The sequence below is a fragment of the Pseudomonas sp. TH15 genome (assembly GCF_016651105.1).
In the GTDB taxonomy this organism is placed as follows: domain Bacteria; phylum Pseudomonadota; class Gammaproteobacteria; order Pseudomonadales; family Pseudomonadaceae; genus Aquipseudomonas.
The window spans coordinates 1,510,392-1,530,015 of sequence record NZ_JAEKEL010000001.1 but is presented as its reverse complement, the minus strand read 5'-3'; the positions used below and the strand labels follow the sequence as shown (position 1 = coordinate 1,530,015).

Genomic DNA, 19,624 nt, shown 5'->3' with positions numbered 1-19,624 from the left:
CCATGCACGTCAAGAAACTCGCCGCGGCCGCCACCCTGCTGATCTGCGCCCTACCGGCCGTCAGCCAGGCCCGCGACACCACGGTGTACCTGCCTCTCGATAAAGCCGTTGCCGAGGCCACCCGCACCGGCAAAATCGATGGCAGCGTGAAATTCTACCTGGCCGGCAACACCCCGACCGGCACCGTCACCGTCGTCAGCCCCGGCGCCGTGACCAACAAGAAAACCAACGCCTTCAACAAGACCGACGCAGTCGCCTGCGAATGGGTCGCGCAATCGGCAATCATCAGCCTGTTCCAAGCGGCCAAGGGCGCTGGTGCTAACGCGGTGACCAACATCGTCAGCTTCTACAAGAGCAACGAGCGTAAGGATGCAACGAACTATGAATGCCACGCTGGCGCGATCATGGCGGGCGTTGCGTTGAAAGGGGATTTGGCGAAGGTTCAGTAACCGCCGGAAACGACAAGCGGCGCCATTCGGCGCCCTTTCACAAATAGGTTGGCTGGTCATGGCCGACCCCCTGTCTGCTTCAAACACTGATTGAATTGTGCTGAACCTGTGGCGAGGGAGCTTGCTCCCGCTCGGCTGCGCGGCGAAATCTGGCGAGGCGGATTAGCTGACGAACCGCGAACACTGGATCTGGGGCAGCTTCGCGACCCAACGGGGATAAATCCCCTCGCCACAAAGGTGTAGCGTTTGGACGGCGTCTACACTCGCTGATGCAGGCCTCAGCACATCGCCTGTATACGCGCTTCTCTTTCACCGTCAAGGAGATGACCATGCAAGTGAAAGCCCTGATCGCCGCCACGCTTTTCGCGCTGATGCCCAGCGCCAGCCATGCCACCAACCTGATGTACATGCCGTTCGAAACCGTCGTCTCGGACGCGCTGCGGGCCGGGCGGCTGGATGGCAGTGTGAAGTTTTATCTGGCCGGCAACGGGCCGCAGGGCACTCAGCAGTTGCTGCGCCGGGAGGTGATCAGCGACCTGAAAACCAATGGTTTCAACAAGAGCGATCATGATTCCTGCGAGTGGGTATTGCAGTCGAATCTGATCAGGTTGCAGGCCGACGCCAAGCGTGTCGGGGCGAATGCGGTGGTCAATATCGTCAGCTACTACGACCAGCATGTGCGCAAGGATTTGAATACATACGAGTGTCGGGCGGGGATTTTTGTCACGCGGGTGGCGTTGAAGGGCGATTTGGTGCGGTTGCCCTGAAAGCTGCAGTGGTTGAGTGGACGCCTTCGCGAGCAGGCTCGCTCCCACAGGGGAACGCATTCCAGGGTGGGAGCGAGCCTGCTCGCGAATGACTGCGCAGCAGTCAGTTTTTCAATGGGTCGACTTTGCGCGTCAGCAATTCCACAAACGCCTTGGCCATCGGCGATTTCTGATCCTTGCGTTGCACCAGCCACACTGCCGACACCGCTTCCGGGTCCAGCAGCGGCCGATAGACCACGCCATCAATGCGCATCCGCTGATATGACGCCGGCAACACCGACACGCCCAACCCCGCCGCTACCAGGCCGATGATGGTCATCGCCTCGCCGGCCTCTTGGGCGAAGTGCGGGCTGAAGCCGGCATCTCGGGCCAAGGTCAGTAACTGGGCGTACAGACCACTGCCGTAACTGCGTGGGAAAAATACGAACGGTTCGAGGGCCAGGGCCGACAGGAACAAGCCTTCTTCGCTGCCGTTCACCAGCGGATGCTTGGAGCTGAGCACTGCCACCAGTGGCTCGCGCATCAATTCGACGACGCTGAGGGAATCCGGCAAACCGAGCGGGCGCATGATCCCGACTTCAATCGACTCATCCACCAGTGCGTCGGCCACTTGGGTGCTGCTCATTTCCCGCAGGTTCAGGTGTACCGCCGGGAAGCGTTGGCGAAACGAGAAGATCGCCTGGGGGATGGTCGAGTTAAACGGTGCCGACGAGGTGAAGCCGATTTTCAGTTCACCCAACTCACCGAGTTGCGCCCGCCGGGCGACATCTGCCGCTTTGTCGACCTGGGCCAACGCCAACCGAGCCTCTTCCAGAAACAACCGACCGGCTTCGCTGAGTTCGACCCGACGATTGGTACGCTCGAAAAGCCGCGCGCCAACCTCGGCTTCCAGTGCCTGAATCTGCTGGCTCAAGGGCGGCTGAGAGATGCCCAGCACTTGGGCGGCGCGGCCGAAATGCAGTTCTTCGGCGACGGCGATGAAGTAGCGCAGGTGACGCAATTCCATGAAAACCCCATTAGGTCGTGAAACGTCTTAAACAGGTCGAATAATATATTGGATTGAATCGTTAGGCAGCTATATGCTTTTTTCCATTGCCTGACCGGCTGCGCCCTCCGAGGTCCGAAGTGAAAACTGCTGTCGCCCCACTCGCCCATGAAATACAGCCCACCGCGCTGGACGATGTCGTCGCCGAGCTGAACGAGATCTACATCGAAAAAGGCACGCCGATGTTCATGCGCACGGTGCTGGCGCTGTTCTCCGGCGGCTTCGCGACGTTTGCCTTGCTGTATTGCGTGCAGCCGATGATGCCGCTGCTGTCCCACGAATATTCGATCAACGCAGCGCAGAGCAGCCTGATTCTGTCGGTGGCCACTGGCATGCTCGCGATTGGTCTGCTGATCACTGGCCCGATTTCCGACCGCGTCGGGCGTAAGCCGGTGATGGTGACGGCGTTGTTCGCCGCGGCTCTGTGCACCATGGCCAGCGCGATGATGCCGAGCTGGGAAGGTGTGTTGATCATGCGCGCGTTGATCGGGCTGTCGTTGAGCGGCCTGGCGGCGGTGGCCATGACTTACCTGAGCGAAGAAATTCATCCGCAGCACATCGGCTTGGCGATGGGGTTGTACATCGGTGGCAACGCGATTGGCGGGATGAGCGGGCGCTTGATCACCGGGGTTTTGATCGATTTCGTCAGCTGGCACACGGCGATGCTGGTGATCGGCGGTCTGGCGCTAATTGCAGCGACGGTGTTCTGGAAGATCCTCCCCGAATCGCGCAACTTCCGTTCCCGCTCGATGCACCCGCGCAGCCTGCTCGACGGCTTCACCATGCACTTTCGCGACGCCGGCCTGCCGCTGCTGTTTGTCGAAGCCTTTGTGCTGATGGGCGCGTTCGTCACGCTGTTCAACTACATCGGCTATCGCCTGCTGGCTGCGCCGTACAACATGGACCAAGCGTTCGTTGGACTGTTGTCGGTGGTGTACCTGTCGGGGATTTATAGCTCGGCGAAAATCGGCTCGTTGGCCGACAAACTGGGCCGGCGCAAAGTGCTTTGGGCGACGATTGTGCTGATGCTTGCCGGCCTCACACTGACGATGTTCACACCGCTGCCGGTGGTGATAATTGGCATGCTGATCTTCACCTTCGGCTTCTTCGGCGCGCATTCGGTGGCCAGTAGCTGGATTGGGCGCCGGGCGATCAAGGCCAAGGGGCAGGCGTCTTCGCTGTATCTGTTCAGTTATTACGCCGGGTCGAGCATTGCCGGGACGGCAGGTGGGGTGTTCTGGCATTTGGGCGGGTGGAACGGGATTGGGTTGTTTATTGGCGGGTTGTTGGTGATTGCGTTGCTGGTGGCGTTGAAGCTGGCGAAGTTGCCGCCATTGCAGGGTGTTAAGGCCTGATACAAAACCCATGTGGGAGCGAGCCTGCTCGCGATAGCGTTTTATCAGTTAATGCAAATGTTGCTGATCCACCGCTTTCGCGAGCAGGCTCGCTCCCACATTTGATCTGTGTCTGACTTTGGATTGTGGAAACAAAAACGCCCGGCAAATGCCGGGCGTTTTCGTTATCGGGCGACGATCACTCGTGATACTGCGCCGACAACTCATGCACCGCGCGCATGAACGCGCCTGCATGTTCCGGATCAACTTCCGGGGTGATGCCATGACCGAGGTTGAACACGTGGCCGCTGCCCTTGCCGTAGCTGGCGAGGATGCGGCCGACTTCGGTACGGATGGCTTCTGGCTTGGCGTACAGCACGGTCGGGTCCATGTTGCCTTGCAGGGCGACTTTGTTGCCGACGCGCTGGCGGGCTTCGCCGATGTCGCAGGTCCAGTCCAGGCCCAACGCGTCCGCGCCAGCGTCGGCGATGCTTTCCAGCCACAGGCCGCCGTTTTTGGTGAACAGGATGACCGGCACTTTGCGGCCTTCGTGTTCGCGGATCAGGCCGCTGACGATTTTACGCATGTAGGCCAGGGAGAATTCCTGGTACGCCGCCGCCGAGAGGTTGCCGCCCCAAGTGTCGAAGATCTGCACCGCTTGCGCGCCAGCCATGATCTGGCCGTTGAGGTAGCTGGTGACCGACTGCGCAAGTTTATCCAGCAGCAGGTGCATGGCTTGCGGGTTGTCGTAGAGCATGGCTTTGGTCTTGCGGAAGTCTTTCGACGAGCCGCCTTCGACCATGTAGGTGGCCAGGGTCCATGGGCTACCGGAGAAGCCGATCAGCGGCACGCGGCCGTTCAGTTCGCGGCGGATGGTGCTGACCGCGTCCATGACGTAGCCAAGGTCTTTTTGTGGGTCAGGAATCGGCAGGGCTTCGATATCGGCCAGGGTGCTGACGACTTTCTTGAAGCGCGGACCTTCGCCGGTCTCGAAGTACAGGCCTTGGCCCATGGCATCCGGGATGGTCAGGATGTCGGAGAAGAGGATCGCCGCGTCCAGTTGTGGATAGCGGTCGAGCGGTTGCATCGTGACTTCGCAAGCGAACTCCGGGTTCATGCACAGGCTCATGAAGTCACCGGCCTTGGCACGGCTGGCGCGGTATTCAGGCAGGTAGCGACCGGCCTGACGCATCATCCATACCGGCGTGACGTCTACAGGTTGCTTGAGCAGGGCGCGAAGGAAACGGTCGTTCTTCAGGGCAGTCATGTCGGCATCCGGAAAAAAAGTGCGGGCATTTTCTCAGAGCGCGACGCAAAAGGCACGGTTGCAGGTCAGCCTTTTGTCTATCGGGTCAATTTATTGCGGTGAAACTCCGGTATTGGTAACACCCTGAAACCAATGTGGGAGCGGGCTTGCTCGCGAAAGCGGTGTGTCAGTCGACATCAATATTGACTGTTACACCGCCTTCGCGAGCAAGCCCGCTCCCACATTTTGATCGCATTCCAATTCTGGAAAGTGATCAGACGCCCAGGTAATCCAGGATCCCTTCGGCGGCATTGCGGCCTTCGAAGATCGCCGTCACCACCAGGTCAGAACCGCGAACCATGTCGCCACCGGCGAAGATTTTCGGGTTGCTGGTCTGGTGCTTGTATTTACCCTGCTCCGGGGCCACAACGCGGCCCTGGCTGTCGGTCTGGATCTCGAACTGCTCAAACCACGACGCCGGGCTTGGACGGAAACCGAACGCGATGACCACGGCATCTGCCGGGATGATCTCTTCGGAACCCGGGATCGGTTCAGGGCTGCGACGGCCACGGGCGTCCGGTTCGCCGAGACGGGTCTCGACCACTTTCACGCCTTCGACGCGGTCTTCACCGACGATGGCAATCGGCTGGCGGTTGTAGAGGAATTTCACGCCTTCTTCCTTGGCGTTCTTCACCTCTTTGCGCGAGCCCGGCATGTTTGCTTCGTCACGACGATAAGCGCAGGTCACCGACTTGGCGCCCTGGCGAATCGACGTGCGGTTGCAGTCCATGGCCGTGTCGCCGCCGCCCAGTACCACAACCTTCTTGCCTTTCATGTCGACGAAATCTTCCGGCGACTTTTCAAAGCCCAGGTTGCGATTGACGTTGGCGATCAGGTAATCCAAAGCGTCATGCACGCCCGGCAGGTCCTCACCGGCAAAGCCGCCCTTCATGTAGGTGTAGGTGCCCATGCCCATGAACACGGCATCGTATTCTTCGAGCAGTTGCTCGACGGTCACGTCCTTGCCCACTTCGGTGTTCAGGCGGAACTCGATGCCCATGCCGGTGAAGACTTCGCGGCGATTGCTCAGCACGGTCTTTTCCAGCTTGAACTCGGGGATGCCGAAGGTCAGCAGACCGCCGATTTCCGGGTTCTTGTCGAACACCACCGGGGTCACGCCGCCACGTACCAGCACGTCGGCACAACCCAGGCCGGCCGGGCCTGCGCCGATGACCGCGACACGTTTGCCGGTCGGCTTGACCTTGGACATGTCCGGGCGCCAGCCCATGGCGAACGCGGTGTCGGTGATGTACTTCTCGACCGAACCGATGGTCACCGCGCCGAAGCCGTCGTTAAGGGTGCACGCACCCTCGCACAGACGATCCTGCGGGCACACCCGGCCGCAGACTTCCGGCAGGGTGTTGGTCTGGTGCGACAGCTCGGCGGCCTGGAGGATGTTGCCCTCGGCCACCAGTTTCAGCCAGTTGGGAATGAAGTTGTGCACCGGGCACTTCCATTCGCAATACGGGTTACCGCAACCCAGGCAGCGGTGGGCCTGATCGGCCGAATGCTGGGGTTTGAAGGGTTCGTAGATTTCCACGAACTCTTTCTTGCGTTGACGCAACAGTTTCTTCTTCGGATCTTTGCGCCCGACGTCGATGAACTGGAAGTCGTTATTCAGACGTTCAGCCATTGTTAAAACCTCATCAAACTCTTCAGGCGCATATCACTGCGGATTGGCACGGGTGCTGGAAAGCAACGATTTCAGGTTGGCAGCCTTGGGCTTGACCAGCCAGAAACGGCGCAGATAGTCGTCGAGGTTTTCAGCGAGGTTACGACCCCATTCGCTGTCGGTTTCCGCGACGTATTCGTCCAGCACGCGTTGCAGGTGGCTGCGATAGGCTTCCATCGCTTCGCCGCTGATCCGCTGGATTTCCACCAGTTCGTGGTTGACCCGGTCAACGAAGGTGTTGTCCTGGTCGAGCACGTAGGCGAAACCGCCGGTCATGCCTGAGCCGAAGTTGTAACCGGTCTTGCCCAGGACGCAGACGAAACCACCGGTCATGTACTCGCAGCAGTGATCGCCGGTGCCTTCAACCACGGTGTGAGCACCGGAGTTACGCACGGCGAAACGCTCGCCCGCGGTGCCAGCGGCGAACAGCTTGCCGCCCGTGGCGCCGTACAGGCAGGTGTTGCCGATAATGGCGCTGTCCTGAGTCTTGTAGACGCTGCCCTTGGGCGGCACGATGACCAGCTTGCCGCCGGTCATGCCTTTGCCGACGTAGTCGTTGGCGTCGCCTTCCAGGTACATGTTCAGGCCGCCGGCGTTCCACACACCGAAGCTCTGACCAGCCGTCCCTTTGAAGCGGAAGGTGATCGGCGCGTTCGCCATGCCTTGGTTGCCGTGCTTGCGCGCGATTTCACCGGAGATCCGCGCGCCGATCGAACGGTCGCAGTTGCAGATATCCAGCGCGAAATCGGCGCCGCTCATGTCGTTGATGGCCGAAGTGGCCATGTCGACCATTTTCTCGGCCAGCAGGCCTTTGTCGAACGGCGGGTTGCGGTCGACCTGGCAGAATTGAGGCTTGTCTGCCGGGATGTGATCGCTGCCCAGCAACGGGGTCAGGTCCAGATGTTGCTGCTTGGCGGTCTGGCCTTCGAGGATGTCCAGCAGATCGGTACGACCGATCAGCTCTTCGAGGGAGCGCACGCCCAGCTTGGCCAGCCACTCACGGGTTTCTTCAGCGACGTAGGTGAAGAAGTTGATCACCATGTCGACGGTGCCGATGTAGTGGTCTTTACGCAGCTTCTCGTTCTGAGTCGCGACGCCGGTGGCGCAGTTGTTCAGGTGGCAGATGCGCAGGTATTTGCAGCCCAGGGCGATCATTGGCGCGGTGCCGAAGCCGAAGCTTTCAGCGCCGAGAATGGCTGCCTTGATCACGTCGAGGCCGGTTTTCAGGCCGCCGTCGGTTTGTACCCGGACTTTACCGCGCAGGTCGTTGCCGCGCAGGGTCTGGTGGGTTTCGGCCAGGCCGAGTTCCCACGGAGCGCCCGCGTATTTGATCGAGGTCAGCGGCGATGCGCCGGTGCCGCCGTCGTAGCCGGAGATGGTGATCAAGTCCGCGTAGGCCTTGGCCACACCGGCGGCGATGGTGCCGACGCCCGCTTCTGCAACCAATTTCACCGAGACCAGGGCCTTCGGGTTGACTTGTTTCAAGTCGAAAATCAGCTGCGACAAGTCTTCAATCGAATAGATGTCGTGGTGCGGCGGCGGCGAAATCAGGGTCACGCCCGGCACTGCGTAACGCAGCTTGGCGATCAGACCGTTGACCTTGCCCCCTGGCAACTGACCACCTTCGCCGGGCTTGGCGCCCTGAGCGACTTTGATCTGCAGCACTTCAGCGTTGACCAGGTATTCCGGAGTTACACCGAAACGACCAGTCGCCACTTGCTTGATTTTCGAGCTCTTGATGGTGCCGTAGCGCGCCGGGTCTTCGCCGCCTTCGCCGGAGTTGGAACGGGCACCGAGGCGGTTCATGGCTTCGGCCAGGGCTTCGTGGGCTTCTGGCGACAGTGCACCGAGGGAGATGCCCGCGGAGTCGAAGCGTTTGAGCACCGATTCCAGCGGTTCGATCTCGCTGATGTCCAGCGGCGTGTCCAGGGTTTTGACCTTGAACATGTCGCGGATCATCGACACCGGACGGTTGTCCACCAGCGCCGTGTATTCCTTGAACTTGCTGTAGTCGCCCTGCTGCACAGCGGCTTGCAGGGTGCTGACCACGTCCGGGTTGTAAGCGTGATATTCGCCACCGTGGACGAATTTCAGCAGACCGCCCTGCTGGATCGGCTTGCGCGGGCTCCAGGCCTCGGCGGCGAGGGCTTTCTGCTCGGCTTCGATGTCGACGAAACGCGCACCCTTGATGCGGCTCGGCACGCCGCGGAAGCTCAATTCGCAAACTTCTTCGGACAGGCCAATGGCTTCGAACAACTGCGCACCGCGGTACGAAGTAATGGTCGAGATGCCCATCTTCGACAATATCTTCAGCAGACCTTTGGTGATGCCTTTGCGGTAGTTCTTGAACACCTCATAGAGGTCGCCCAGCACTTCACCGGTACGGATCAGATCGCCCAGCACTTCGTAGGCCAAGAACGGATAAACCGCCGAGGCGCCGAAACCGATCAACACCGCAAAGTGATGCGGGTCGCGAGCAGTCGCCGTTTCCACGAGGATGTTGGAGTCGCAACGCAGGCCTTTTTCGGTCAGGCGGTGGTGTACCGCGCCGGTGGCGAGCGAAGCGTGGATCGGCAACTTGCCCGGGGCAATGTGACGGTCACTCAATACAACCTGGGTACGACCGGAGCGAACGGCTTCTTCAGCCTGATCGGCGACGTTGCGGATCGCCGCTTCGAGGCCGACGCTTTCGTCGTAGTTGAGGTCGATGATCGCCCGTTCGAAACCCGGACGGTCGAGGTTCATCAGCGAGCGCCACTTGGCCGGGGAAATCACCGGCGAGCTGAGGATCACGCGCGAAGCGTGTTCCGGCGACTCCTGGAAGATGTTGCGCTCGGCACCGAGGCAGATCTCCAGCGACATGACGATGGCTTCACGCAGCGGGTCGATCGGCGGGTTGGTGACCTGCGCGAACTGCTGGCGGAAATAGTCGTACGGCGTACGCACGCGCTGGGACAGCACGGCCATCGGCGTATCGTCGCCCATCGAGCCAACGGCTTCGTAGCCTTGCTCGCCGAGCGGACGCAGCACCTGATCACGTTCTTCGAAAGTGACCTGGTACATCTTCATGTACTGCTTGAGCTGGTCGACGTCGTAGAAAGCTGAACCGTGGTCGTTGTCTTCCATGGTCGCCTGGATGCGCAGGGCATTCTTGCGCAGCCATTGCTTGTACGGATGACGAGACTTCAAGCGGTTGTCGATCGCGTCGGTGTCGAGGATCTGACCGGTTTCGGTGTCCACGGCAAAGATCTGGCCCGGACCAACGCGGCCCTTGGCGATCACGTCTTCAGGCTGGTAGTTCCAGACACCGATTTCCGACGCCAGGGTGATGAAACCGTTTTTGGTGGTGACCCAACGCGCCGGACGCAGACCGTTACGGTCGAGCAGGCACACCGCGTAACGACCATCGGTCATTACCACGCCGGCCGGGCCGTCCCACGGTTCCATGTGCATCGAGTTGTATTCGTAGAACGCCCGCAGATCCGGGTCCATGGTTTCGACGTTCTGCCACGCAGGCGGAATGATCATCCGCACGCCACGGAACAGGTCGATGCCGCCGGTGACCATCAGCTCGAGCATGTTGTCCATGCTGGAGGAGTCGGAGCCAACACGGTTAACCAGCGGGCCGAGTTCTTCCAGGTCCATCAAATCGTTGGTGAACTTGGTACGACGCGCCACGGCCCAGTTACGGTTGCCGGTGATGGTGTTGATCTCGCCGTTGTGGGCGAGGAAGCGGAACGGCTGCGCCAACGGCCATTTCGGCAGGGTGTTGGTCGAGAAGCGCTGGTGGAACACGCAAATCGAGGTTTGCAGGCGCTGGTCGCTGAGGTCTGGATAGAAGGCGGTGAGGTCCGCCGGCATCATCAGGCCTTTATAAATAATGGTTTTGTGCGAAAAGCTGCAGACATAGTGATCGGCGTCAGCGGCGTTGGCCACCGACGAGCGACGACGGGAGGTGAACAGTTTGACCGCCATCTCCTGATCGCTCAGACCTTCACCGCCGATGTACACCTGCTCGATCTGCGGCAGGCGCTCGAGGGCCAGGCGGCCGAGGACGCTGGTATCGATCGGCACTTTGCGCCAGCCGACAAGTGTCAGGCCGGCAGCGAGGATCTCGCGGTTCATGTTCTCGCGAGCGGCCTCGGCTTTGACCGGGTCCTGATTGAAGAAGACCATGCCCACGGCATATTGCTTGGGCAATTCGACGCCGAAGGTTTCCTGGGCGATGGCTCGCAGGAACACATCCGGCTTTTGAATCAGCAAGCCGCAACCGTCACCGGTCTTGCCGTCGGCGTTGATCCCACCGCGGTGGGTCATGCAGGTCAGGGCCTCAATGGCCGTTTGCAAAAGGGTATGACTGGGCTCGCCCTGCATATGGGCTATCAGGCCAAAACCGCAGTTATCCTTGAATTCATCTGGTTGGTACAGACCTGCTTTCATAGACACTTTCTCACCAGGCTGCCTCTTTTCGAGGCAAATTTCTTTTCAATTCAACCACTTGCCGCCCACGCCGAACGTACGTCGGCTTTGCGGGAGCAAAAGGGAGGTCATTGTACACACCGACACAGGGGCTCACAAATTTGACGACGATCTGTCGCAAATCTATGTCGCATTTGTGAAAGGTTTAAAGCGATCTGCTGTGCTAGTCAAAACATTTTTAATGTTGACCGCAACGACTCAAAGACTACTGTGACGCAGACACCACAAGGCACGCGGCCTGTAGAGGCGGCATGCGCTTGTAGAAATTTTGAGGTGCCGGGAGAGGCGGCCTGGGTAAGGCCGCCGAATCTTCAGCGAGCTGTTGCCAGTTCCTGTTGGACGCTGGCGACGGAGCGAGGCCAAGGTTTACCAGCCTGAACCTTCGCTGGCAAGGCCTTGATAGCGGTAACAGCTGCATCGCGGTTGGCGAAGCTGCCGTAGGTGATGACGTAAAGCGGTTTGCCGTTGAGGACTTTCTTGAAATAACGGTACTCGCCGCCCTGCTCCTTGACGAAGGTTTGCGCAGAGGCTTCGGAGCTGGTGCCGAGAATCTGCACCACGTAGTTGCCCGGCGCTTGCCCGGCGTACCAGCCGCTACCGGCGGCCTTGGCCACGGCAACCGGCTTCTCGGCAGGTTTGGCAGCAACCACAGGCTTGGCAGGCGCTGGCGCCGGTTTGGCCACGGGGGCAGGCGCTGGCTTGGCAGTAGCGACCTGAGTCGGTGCCGGAGCCGGTTTGACAGCAGGCACAGGCTTGGCGGCAGGCGTCGGCGCAGGACCCGGCTGGATGCCCGTAGGCGGCGCGATAGTGGTCACGGTCGGCGGCGTAGCGCTGGAGCCTTCGACCGGCACGCCGTCGTCGCCCTCAGTGATGCCACCGGCCGCTTCGGCCAGCGGGCTGCGCATGACCGGTTGCGACTGGCCGACCAGCGGCAACGGCATCGGCTGCGTGTTACCGGCGAACTCCACGGATGGAGCACCTCCGGCGGCGTTCGGTTTTGGCGTGCCCAGTGGCAGCTGAGCCTGTTCGTTGGCCGGTGCGCCGGTGGTCGGTGTCTTGCTGCGGCCCGGCATCAACCAGGCGGCGGCTACCGCGACCACGACTACGGCAGAAATCGCCAATACGTGTTTCTTCGGCATGTTGAACCCCATACTTGGACGCTTCACCGCTGTGCGGCTGGCAATCATGGCTTCGATCATCGCATCGCGGGCGACCTGGTTGATGTTGCCAGGCCAACCGTCGGAGCTTTCGTGAATATCAGAGATCTGATCCGCGGTAAAAAGTTCGATACCCCGACCGGCGCCTTCGAGCCGCTGGTCCAGATATTCGCGAGTTTCTTCTTCGGTGTAAGGCTGCAATTCGATGACGTGGAAGCGCTCTTCCTCAAGGCTCAGCGCCTCCAGTTGAGCGATCAGCGACGATTCACCGAACAGGAACACGTGCGGGCGACCTTCCGGTGCACCGGCCGCCAGGGCCATCAAGGCCTCGAGTGCGGATTCGTCGAGCTGCTCGGCGTCATCCACCAGCAAGTAGACTTCCTGCCCGGTGAGGGCAAGCTGAACCACTTGGGCCAGAATCGCGCCGACCTCAGCCTGGGCCACGTTCAGCGCTTGGGCGACCTGACGCAGCACACCTGCAGCATCGCCGGCACCACGAGCGGAAACCACCACGCTCTGCACGGACTGCTTGTTGGTGCTGGCCACCAGGGCCTGACGCAACAGGGTCTTGCCGCTACCTTGCGGGCCGGTGACCACCAGCAGCAACTGGCTGTAACGGGCCAGGTGATGCAGTTGTCCCAGCACCGGTTTGCGCTGGGCCGGGAAAAATTTGAAGCCAGGCACCCGTGGAGCAAAAGGGTCATGACTTAACTGGTAATGGCCGAGGAAAGCCTCGTCGGCATGCAAACTAGTCATCGGGATCTTATTAACCTTTAAGCTGAGCCAGGGCGCGGTAATCCGCTCCCAGCGTGGCCTGTAGAACCTCTTTCGGATAATCGTCGGTCACCACTGCTTCGCCTATTTGGCGCAGCAGCACCAGGCGCAAACGACCGTCGATCACTTTCTTGTCAATTGCCATGTGTTCGAGAAAATCGGCTTCAGTCATCTCTTCAGGCGGGATGACCGGCAGGCCGGCACGCTGGAACAGGCGAATACCGCGATCTCGCTCTTGCTCGCTGATCCAGCCCAGGCGTGCAGACATTTCCAGCGCCATTACGGTGCCAGCAGCCACCGCTTCACCGTGTAACCACACACCATAGCCCATGTGGGTTTCGATGGCGTGGCCGAAGGTGTGCCCCAGGTTCAGCGTGGCGCGCACGCCGGTTTCCTTTTCGTCGGCACCGACCACCGCAGCCTTGGCCGCGCAGGAGCGTTCGATCGCATAAGTCAGGGCCACCTGATCCAGGGCGCGCAGGCGATCGACGTTTTCTTCAAGCCAGGTGAGGAACGGCTCGTCGCAGATCAACCCGTATTTGATGACTTCCGCCAGGCCCGCAGACAGTTCGCGAGCCGGCAAAGTATTGAGGGTGGCGGTATCGATCAGCACCACATTGGGCTGATAGAAGGCGCCGACCATGTTCTTGCCCAGCGGATGGTTGATGCCGGTCTTGCCGCCCACCGACGAGTCGACTTGCGACAGCAATGTGGTCGGCACCTGGATGAAATCGACGCCGCGCTGGTAGCAGGCCGCTGCAAAACCGGCCATGTCACCAATCACGCCGCCACCGAGGGCGATCACTGTGGTGCGGCGGTCGTGCCGGGCGGTCAGCAGACCGTCGAAAATCAATTGCAGGGTTTCCCAGGTCTTGAAGGCTTCGCCATCGGGCAATACCACCGAGACGACCGAGAACTGTGCGAGGCTTTTGGTCAGACGTTCGAGATAGAGCGGTGCCACAGTCTCGTTGGAGATGATTGCCACTTGCCGCCCGCGAACGTGAGGGGCTAGCAACTCGGGCTGATCCAACAAACCTTCGCCAATATGAATCGGGTAGCTGCGCTCGCCTAGATCGACCTTGAGTGTCTGCATGTGTCCCCACAGTGAAGATGGAATCAGGCGTCCTGCCTTGAGTTAACCAATGTCCGCGGCATCTGCTGGCATGACGCCGGTTGATAGCCATCCGCCACAACCTTGAGCGGCCATGACAGGACGCCGAGGATAGCGCATTTCGCGCTGCGCTTTAACGGGGAGGTAGCTGCTGCAAGCGTTCGAGGATGTCGAGCACCACCATTCGCGGTGGCCGCTCATCGGTTTCAACCACCAGATCGGCGATTTCCCGATAAAGCGGATCGCGGATCGCCAGCAAGTCCCGAAGGGTCTTGGCCGGATCGGCGGTGCGCAACAGCGGACGATTGCGGTCACGGGCGGTGCGGCCGACTTGCTGCTCGACGGATGCGTGGAGATAAACCACACGCCCCCCGGCATGCAGGGCCCGACGATTGGCTTCGCGCATGACTGCACCGCCGCCGGTCGCCAGTACCACGCCGTCGCACGCGCACAGCTCCTCGATCATCGCTTGCTCGCGATCACGAAAGCCGGGTTCGCCTTCCTTATCGAAGATCCACGGGATATTGGCGCCCGTGCGCAATTCAATTTCCTTGTCGGAATCTTTGAATGGCAGGCGCAGCTCTTTGGCCAGCAACCGGCCGATGGTGCTTTTACCAGCCCCCATCGGTCCTACAAGAATCAAATTTCGCACAGAATCAACGACTCACAGCAATCGCCTGGTTATTCATGATACGCGGAGTGAGAAATACCAGCAGCTCGGATTTTTTCTCCGAAACCACGTCACGCCGGAAAAGGCGGCCAAGATACGGCACATCGCCGAGAAATGGCACCTTATCTACAACCTTGCTCTGAGTATTTGAGAAAACCCCGCCGATGACGATGGTCTCGCCGTCATTGACCAACACCTTGGCGTTGACCTCGTTTTTCTTGATTGGCGGTACGTCCTGCACTTTGTTGAGGTAGTCCGGTTCGTCCTTGGTGACCTTGACCTCCATGATGATGCGGTTATCCGGGGTGATTTGCGGCGTCACCTCCAGGGACAGCGACGCCTCCTTGAACGACACGGATGTCGCACCGCTGGAGCTGGCTTCCTGATAGGGAATCTCGGTGCCTTTAAGGATTTTCGCGGTTTCCTTGTCGGATGTGACCACTTTGGGTTGCGAGACGATTTCGCCGTTACCGGTCTTCTCCATGGCCGTCAGCTCAAGGTCGAGCAACACATTGTCGGTGATGAAGGCGATGCCGATCCCCGACGTATTGCCCGCCGTGCCCATGTCGACGAACGGTGAGTTGGTGCTGGTGCTGCCGGGCGTACCAATAGTGGTTGAAGTCCCATTACTGACACCCGAGGTGTTCCAGTTACCCTTGTTCTGGACCGACCCGCCCCAGCGCACGCCGAGACTCTTGTCGTAATCGACGTTGGCTTCGACGATCCGCGCTTCGATCATCACCTGACGCACCGGGATATCCAGTTGCGCAACGATGCGGCGAAGCTCGTCGAGGCGATCCTGGGTCTGGTAGGCGATGATGTTGTTGGTTCGATCGTCGACGGTGATTGAACCCCGCTCGTCGACTTTCGCCTCAGCGCTGGTCACCGAGGTGAACAGTTTGGCGATATCGGCAGCCTTGGCGTAGTTGACCTGCAATAGCTCACGACGCAGCGGCGCCAGTTCGGCGATCTGTTTCTGCGACTCCAGCTCCTGGCGCTCACGGGCGGCGATCTCATCCGCGGGTGCAACCAGCAACACGTTGCCAATCTTGCGTTTATCCAAACCCTTGGTTTTCAGTACCAGGTCCAGCGCCTGATCCCACGGCACGTTCTGCAGACGCAACGTGATGCCGCCCTGCACGGTGTCGCTGGCCACCAGGTTGAGGTTGGTGAAGTCGGCGATCAGCTGCAGCACCGAGCGCACGTCGATGTCCTGGAAATTCAGCGAAAGCTTTTCACCGGTATACGCAAAGCGCTCGGCGTTACGCTTCTGCAAGTCGTCGGCGGTCACCGCCCGGATGCTGACGGTCAGCTTATTGTCGGTCTGGTAGGTCGAATACTCATAAGCGCCGACAGGCTCGATGCTGATCGTGGCGCGGTCGCCGGTGGCAGCGGCGTTGACGAACTGCACCGGGGTGGCGAAGTCCTTGACGTCCAGCCGCACGCGCAACGGCTCGGGCAACTGGGTCCTGGCGAAACCGAGGATGATCTTGCCTTCTCGCTCTTGAATGTCCGGGGCGATGGTCGGATCCGATAGATCGATCACCACATTGCCTTCGCCCTGGGTACCGCGCTGAAAGTCCACGCCCCGAATAGCCTTGCTCACGGGTGCGTAGGTTTTTGCGGGAGCCGGTTTGGCAGTGGCGACGCGCGGTGCGCTGGCGACCGGTTTGGCCGCCGCGCCGTTGGCGCCTTGCCCGATGACCACGAACAGCGTGTTGCCGGCAACCCGGGTGCTATAGGGCGTCAGTTGGGTCAGGTTGATGATCAGTCGCGTGCGGTCCTTGGCCTCCACCACCGTGGCACTGCGCGCGTTGCCGCCACCCAGCTCACGATTTTTGCTCGCCAGTTTGCTGACCACGCCCGGCAGATCCAGTGCAATTCGCGCCGGTTGTTCTGTGGTGTAACCGTGGGGCGGAGGTGGCGGACCATCGAAGGTCAACTTCAACTCGACGCGGTCACCCGGCAGTGCTGCGACATCCAGCGTATTGAGGTTGGCCGCTAGTACCATCGGCGACAGCAGCGCTATCCATAGCGAAATACCGAAGGTTGAGAAAATCCTGTTCATTGTTCGAGTTCCACTATGAGTGCTCTTTCAAAGGGATGGTCCGCGGCCGTTCCAGCCAGGCGCCTTCGCCATCGGGAACGATTTCGACCACATCGACCTGCGAGCCGCTGATGGCGACGATCCGCCCATCGTTACGCCCCAGGTAATCGCCGACTTTCAACCGATGCACACCACCCGCCCCACGCAGCAGCGCAAAGGAACCGCTGGCATTGGAGATCGTGCCGACCATTTCAAACTGCTCGATGTTGAATCCTTCGAGGTACTGCTTGACCCGATTAAGGTCAGGTTTGACGTTACGCGAACCGTGCTTTTGACCGGCCATGTCGACTCTGACCTGCCGTGAAAACGGGCTGCGCAGGCTGGCGGCGCTATAGGTGAATGTGGGGGAAGACCGGAATGTCGGCGTTGGTTCAATCTTGCCGGCTGGATGCAGACGCACTTCGTTCATGTACGCGTCGAGGTCGCTGAAGCCATTGTCACCGCCACACCCGGCCAGGCTCGCCAGCAACACACCGATGGATAAACAACGAAACGGGGTCATTTTTGCAGCCCCTTGTCGTTGTAGCGGTAGGTCTTGGCGAGGATGCTCATGCGCAGCTTCGCACCACCTTCGGGATTGGCCGGCGCAAGGTCGAAGTCATGCAGCGTGACGATTCGCGGCAACCCCGCCACGCCACTGACGAACGTCGCCAGGTCGTGGTAGGCGCCGGTCACGGTGATCTGGATCGGCAACTCGATGTAGAACTGCTGGGTGACTTCCGGCAGCAACTTGATCTCTTCGAACTCCAGGCCACTGCCCAGGCCGGTGCGGGTGATGTCCTCCAGCAGGCCGGGCACTTCGGTGTCGCTGGGCAATTGCCGCAACAGCACGCCGAAGGAGTTCTCCATCTCTTTCATCTGTTGGGTGTAGAGCTCAAGGTTCGCCGCCATGCTGGCCTTGCTGGCGAATTGGTCCTTGAGCGTGGCCTCCTCGTCGCGTTTGGTTTCGAGTTCGGTTTCCAGGTCGCTGATGAAAAAGTTATAACCAAGCGCCAGCACCAGCACCATCAACAGGGCGCCGGCGATGGCTTTCACCGCGGCGGCCAGGAACCCATGTTGTTGGTGTCCAGATCGTTGATGTCGATCTTGCGCAGCCCTTCGAACCATTCGGATGGCCTCATTTAGCGACCTCCATCGAGGCAGGCTGAGTCTGATGGACGGTCAGCTGAAAAACGTTGGCCTGGTCCAGCTGACCGGCGGTCGTCGCCTTGACCTCGGTCAGACTCGGCGCGTCGAACCAGTCGGAGGCCTCCAGATTGCGCATCAACTCCGATACTTTGTTGTTCGACTCCGCCGCACCGGTGATGGCCAGGGTCTTGCCGGTCAGTTTTACTTCGGTGAAGTACACCCCGTCCGGCAGCGTTCGCGCCAACTGGTCGAAAATTCGCCCGCTGATCTGCCGGTTACCTTGCAAGTCCTGGATGATGCGCATGCGCTCCACCAATTGCTGGCGACGGGCCTTGAGGTCACTGATTTGCTTGATTCGCTCATCGACCACGGCAATCTGTTTGCCCAGGTAATCGTTACGGGCCACTTGTTGATCAATGGCGCTGCTGATGACCTGATCGGCAATCAGGAGCAAACCCACCGAGCCGACCAGCACACCCGCCAGCGTCAGCAGAAAACGCTTGCGGCGTTCTTCGCGCAGTTCTTCGCGCCAGGGTAAAAGGTTGATCCGCGCCATCAGTCGAAACTCCTGAGGGCCAGACCGCAGGCAATCATCAAGGCCGGGGCATCACTGGCCAGGGCGCCGGCGTTGACCTTGCTGCTCAGTGCCATATCGGCAAAGGGGTTGGCGACCTGGGTCGGCGTCCCCAGCCGCTGTTCGATCAGCCGGTCGAGCCCGGGGACCGAGGCGGTGCCGCCGGCCAGCAGGATATTGTCGACCGAGTTGTACTGACCGGACGCAAAGAAAAACTGCAATGAACGAGACACCTGCTGCACCAAGGCCTCGCGAAAGGGCTGCAACACCTCGCTGACGTAGTCGTCGGGCAAGCCGCCCTGTTTTTTGGCCAGCCCGGCCTGTTCGAGGGTCAGCCCGTAACGGCGCTGGATTTCTTCGGTGAGCTGGCGACCGCCGAACAATTGTTCGCGGGTGTAGATGATCCGGCCGTTGTGCAGCACGCTCAGGGTGGTCATGGTCGCGCCGATGTCCACTACCGCGACGGTCGGGCGCTCTTGGTTGGAAGCGAGTTGGGTTACCAGCAGACCAAAGGAACGTTCGAGGGCGTAGGCCTCGACGTCGACCACTTTGGCGGTCAGCCCGGCCAAGGCCAGAGCGGCTTCACGGACTTCGACGTTTTCTTTGCGACAGGCGGCCAGCAGCACATTGACCCGCTCGGGGTTTCGCGCCGATGGGCCCTGGACTTCGAAGTCGATGGCGACTTCGTCCAATGGATAAGGGATGTATTGATCGGCCTCGATCTTGAGCTGGTTCTCCATCTCGTCGTCGGAGAGCCCGGCGTCCATCTCGATGGTCTTGGTGATCACCGCCGACCCGGCCACGGCCACGGCCACGTTGCGGATACTGGTCCGGGCCTTGAGCAGCACACGCGACAGTGCCTGGCCCACACCTTCGAGCTCGGCGATGTTTTTCTCGACCACGGCGCTGGGCGGCAGCGGTTCAACCGCATAAGCCTCGACCCGATAACGGTCGCCCTGGCGGCTCAGCTCCAAAAGCTTCACCGACGTGGAGCTGATGTCGATCCCCAAGACCGTTTTGGTCTTTTTATTGAAGAGTCCTAGCACTACCA

At 60.3% G+C, this 19,624-nt stretch carries 14 protein-coding genes and 1 pseudogene; 3 read left to right on the top strand and 12 right to left on the bottom strand.

The window, feature by feature from the left end; genetic code table 11:
* The first annotated feature begins 2 nt into the window (after positions 1 to 2).
* Both JFT87_RS06950 and JFT87_RS06945 read left to right on the top strand, forming a co-directional pair.
* The gene (locus JFT87_RS06950) at positions 3 to 449 is read left to right on the top strand and encodes an excinuclease (RefSeq protein ID WP_201199963.1); all 447 of its coding nucleotides are present in this window, start codon (positions 3 to 5) and stop codon (positions 447 to 449) included.
* 329 nt (positions 450 to 778) lie between these two features.
* A complete protein-coding gene (locus tag JFT87_RS06945; protein WP_201199961.1) occupies positions 779 to 1,216 on the top strand; it encodes an excinuclease in 438 nt (145 codons plus the stop codon).
* Positions 1,217 to 1,319: 103 nt separating this feature from the next.
* On the opposite strand, the gene JFT87_RS06940 is transcribed toward JFT87_RS06945, so the two are convergent.
* The gene (locus JFT87_RS06940; RefSeq protein WP_201199959.1) at positions 1,320 to 2,222 is read right to left on the bottom strand and encodes a LysR family transcriptional regulator; all 903 of its coding nucleotides are present in this window, start codon (positions 2,220 to 2,222) and stop codon (positions 1,320 to 1,322) included.
* Positions 2,223 to 2,374: 152 nt separating this feature from the next.
* Here JFT87_RS06940 and JFT87_RS06935 point away from each other — a divergent pair, with 152 nt between their 5' ends.
* Positions 2,375 to 3,616, top strand: coding sequence for an MFS transporter (locus tag JFT87_RS06935; RefSeq protein ID WP_446739727.1), 1,242 nt, complete (start codon positions 2,375 to 2,377; stop codon positions 3,614 to 3,616).
* 178 nt (positions 3,617 to 3,794) lie between these two features.
* On the opposite strand, the gene hemE is transcribed toward JFT87_RS06935, so the two are convergent.
* The 11 genes and pseudogenes from hemE to JFT87_RS06880 all read right to left on the bottom strand — a co-directional run bounded on the left by hemE (position 3,795) and on the right by JFT87_RS06880 (position 19,619).
* Positions 3,795 to 4,862, bottom strand: a complete 1,068-nt coding sequence (hemE, locus tag JFT87_RS06930) for a uroporphyrinogen decarboxylase (protein WP_201199955.1) — start codon at positions 4,860 to 4,862, stop codon at positions 3,795 to 3,797.
* A 253-nt stretch (positions 4,863 to 5,115) separates the two neighbouring features.
* On the bottom strand, positions 5,116 to 6,534 hold the full coding sequence (locus JFT87_RS06925) for an FAD-dependent oxidoreductase (RefSeq protein WP_201199952.1): 1,419 nt from the start codon (positions 6,532 to 6,534) through the stop codon (positions 5,116 to 5,118).
* A gap of 33 nt (positions 6,535 to 6,567) precedes the next feature.
* On the bottom strand, positions 6,568 to 11,013 hold the full coding sequence (gene gltB / locus JFT87_RS06920; protein ID WP_201199951.1) for a glutamate synthase large subunit: 4,446 nt from the start codon (positions 11,011 to 11,013) through the stop codon (positions 6,568 to 6,570).
* A gap of 350 nt (positions 11,014 to 11,363) precedes the next feature.
* Positions 11,364 to 12,965: an SPOR domain-containing protein gene (locus JFT87_RS06915; protein WP_201199950.1), complete on the bottom strand. Its 1,602-nt coding sequence runs from the start codon at positions 12,963 to 12,965 to the stop codon at positions 11,364 to 11,366.
* Positions 12,966 to 12,975: 10 nt separating this feature from the next.
* Positions 12,976 to 14,076, bottom strand: a complete 1,101-nt coding sequence (gene aroB / locus JFT87_RS06910) for a 3-dehydroquinate synthase (RefSeq protein WP_201199948.1) — start codon at positions 14,074 to 14,076, stop codon at positions 12,976 to 12,978.
* A 151-nt stretch (positions 14,077 to 14,227) separates the two neighbouring features.
* Complete coding sequence (gene aroK, locus JFT87_RS06905; protein ID WP_201192108.1) at positions 14,228 to 14,746, bottom strand: shikimate kinase AroK; 519 nt, start codon at positions 14,744 to 14,746, stop codon at positions 14,228 to 14,230.
* Positions 14,747 to 14,750: 4 nt separating this feature from the next.
* Positions 14,751 to 16,832 carry a type IV pilus secretin PilQ gene (pilQ, locus tag JFT87_RS06900; protein ID WP_201199946.1) on the bottom strand — a complete coding sequence of 694 codons (2,082 nt, stop codon included), beginning with the start codon at positions 16,830 to 16,832 and terminating at the stop codon, positions 14,751 to 14,753.
* 13 nt (positions 16,833 to 16,845) lie between these two features.
* Positions 16,846 to 17,373, bottom strand: coding sequence for a pilus assembly protein PilP (locus JFT87_RS06895; RefSeq protein WP_201199944.1), 528 nt, complete (start codon positions 17,371 to 17,373; stop codon positions 16,846 to 16,848).
* Positions 17,370 to 17,992: pseudogene (gene pilO / locus JFT87_RS06890) on the bottom strand (type 4a pilus biogenesis protein PilO). The gene JFT87_RS06895 and the pseudogene pilO overlap by 4 nt, the downstream one beginning before the upstream one ends.
* Complete coding sequence (locus JFT87_RS06885) at positions 17,989 to 18,555, bottom strand: PilN domain-containing protein (RefSeq protein ID WP_201199942.1); 567 nt, start codon at positions 18,553 to 18,555, stop codon at positions 17,989 to 17,991. Before JFT87_RS06885 ends, pilO begins: the two are co-directional and overlap by 4 nt.
* Positions 18,555 to 19,619: a type IV pilus assembly protein PilM gene (locus tag JFT87_RS06880; protein WP_201199940.1), complete on the bottom strand. Its 1,065-nt coding sequence runs from the start codon at positions 19,617 to 19,619 to the stop codon at positions 18,555 to 18,557. The genes JFT87_RS06885 and JFT87_RS06880 overlap by 1 nt, the downstream gene beginning before the upstream one ends.
* Between the last annotated feature and the right edge of the window lie 5 nt (positions 19,620 to 19,624).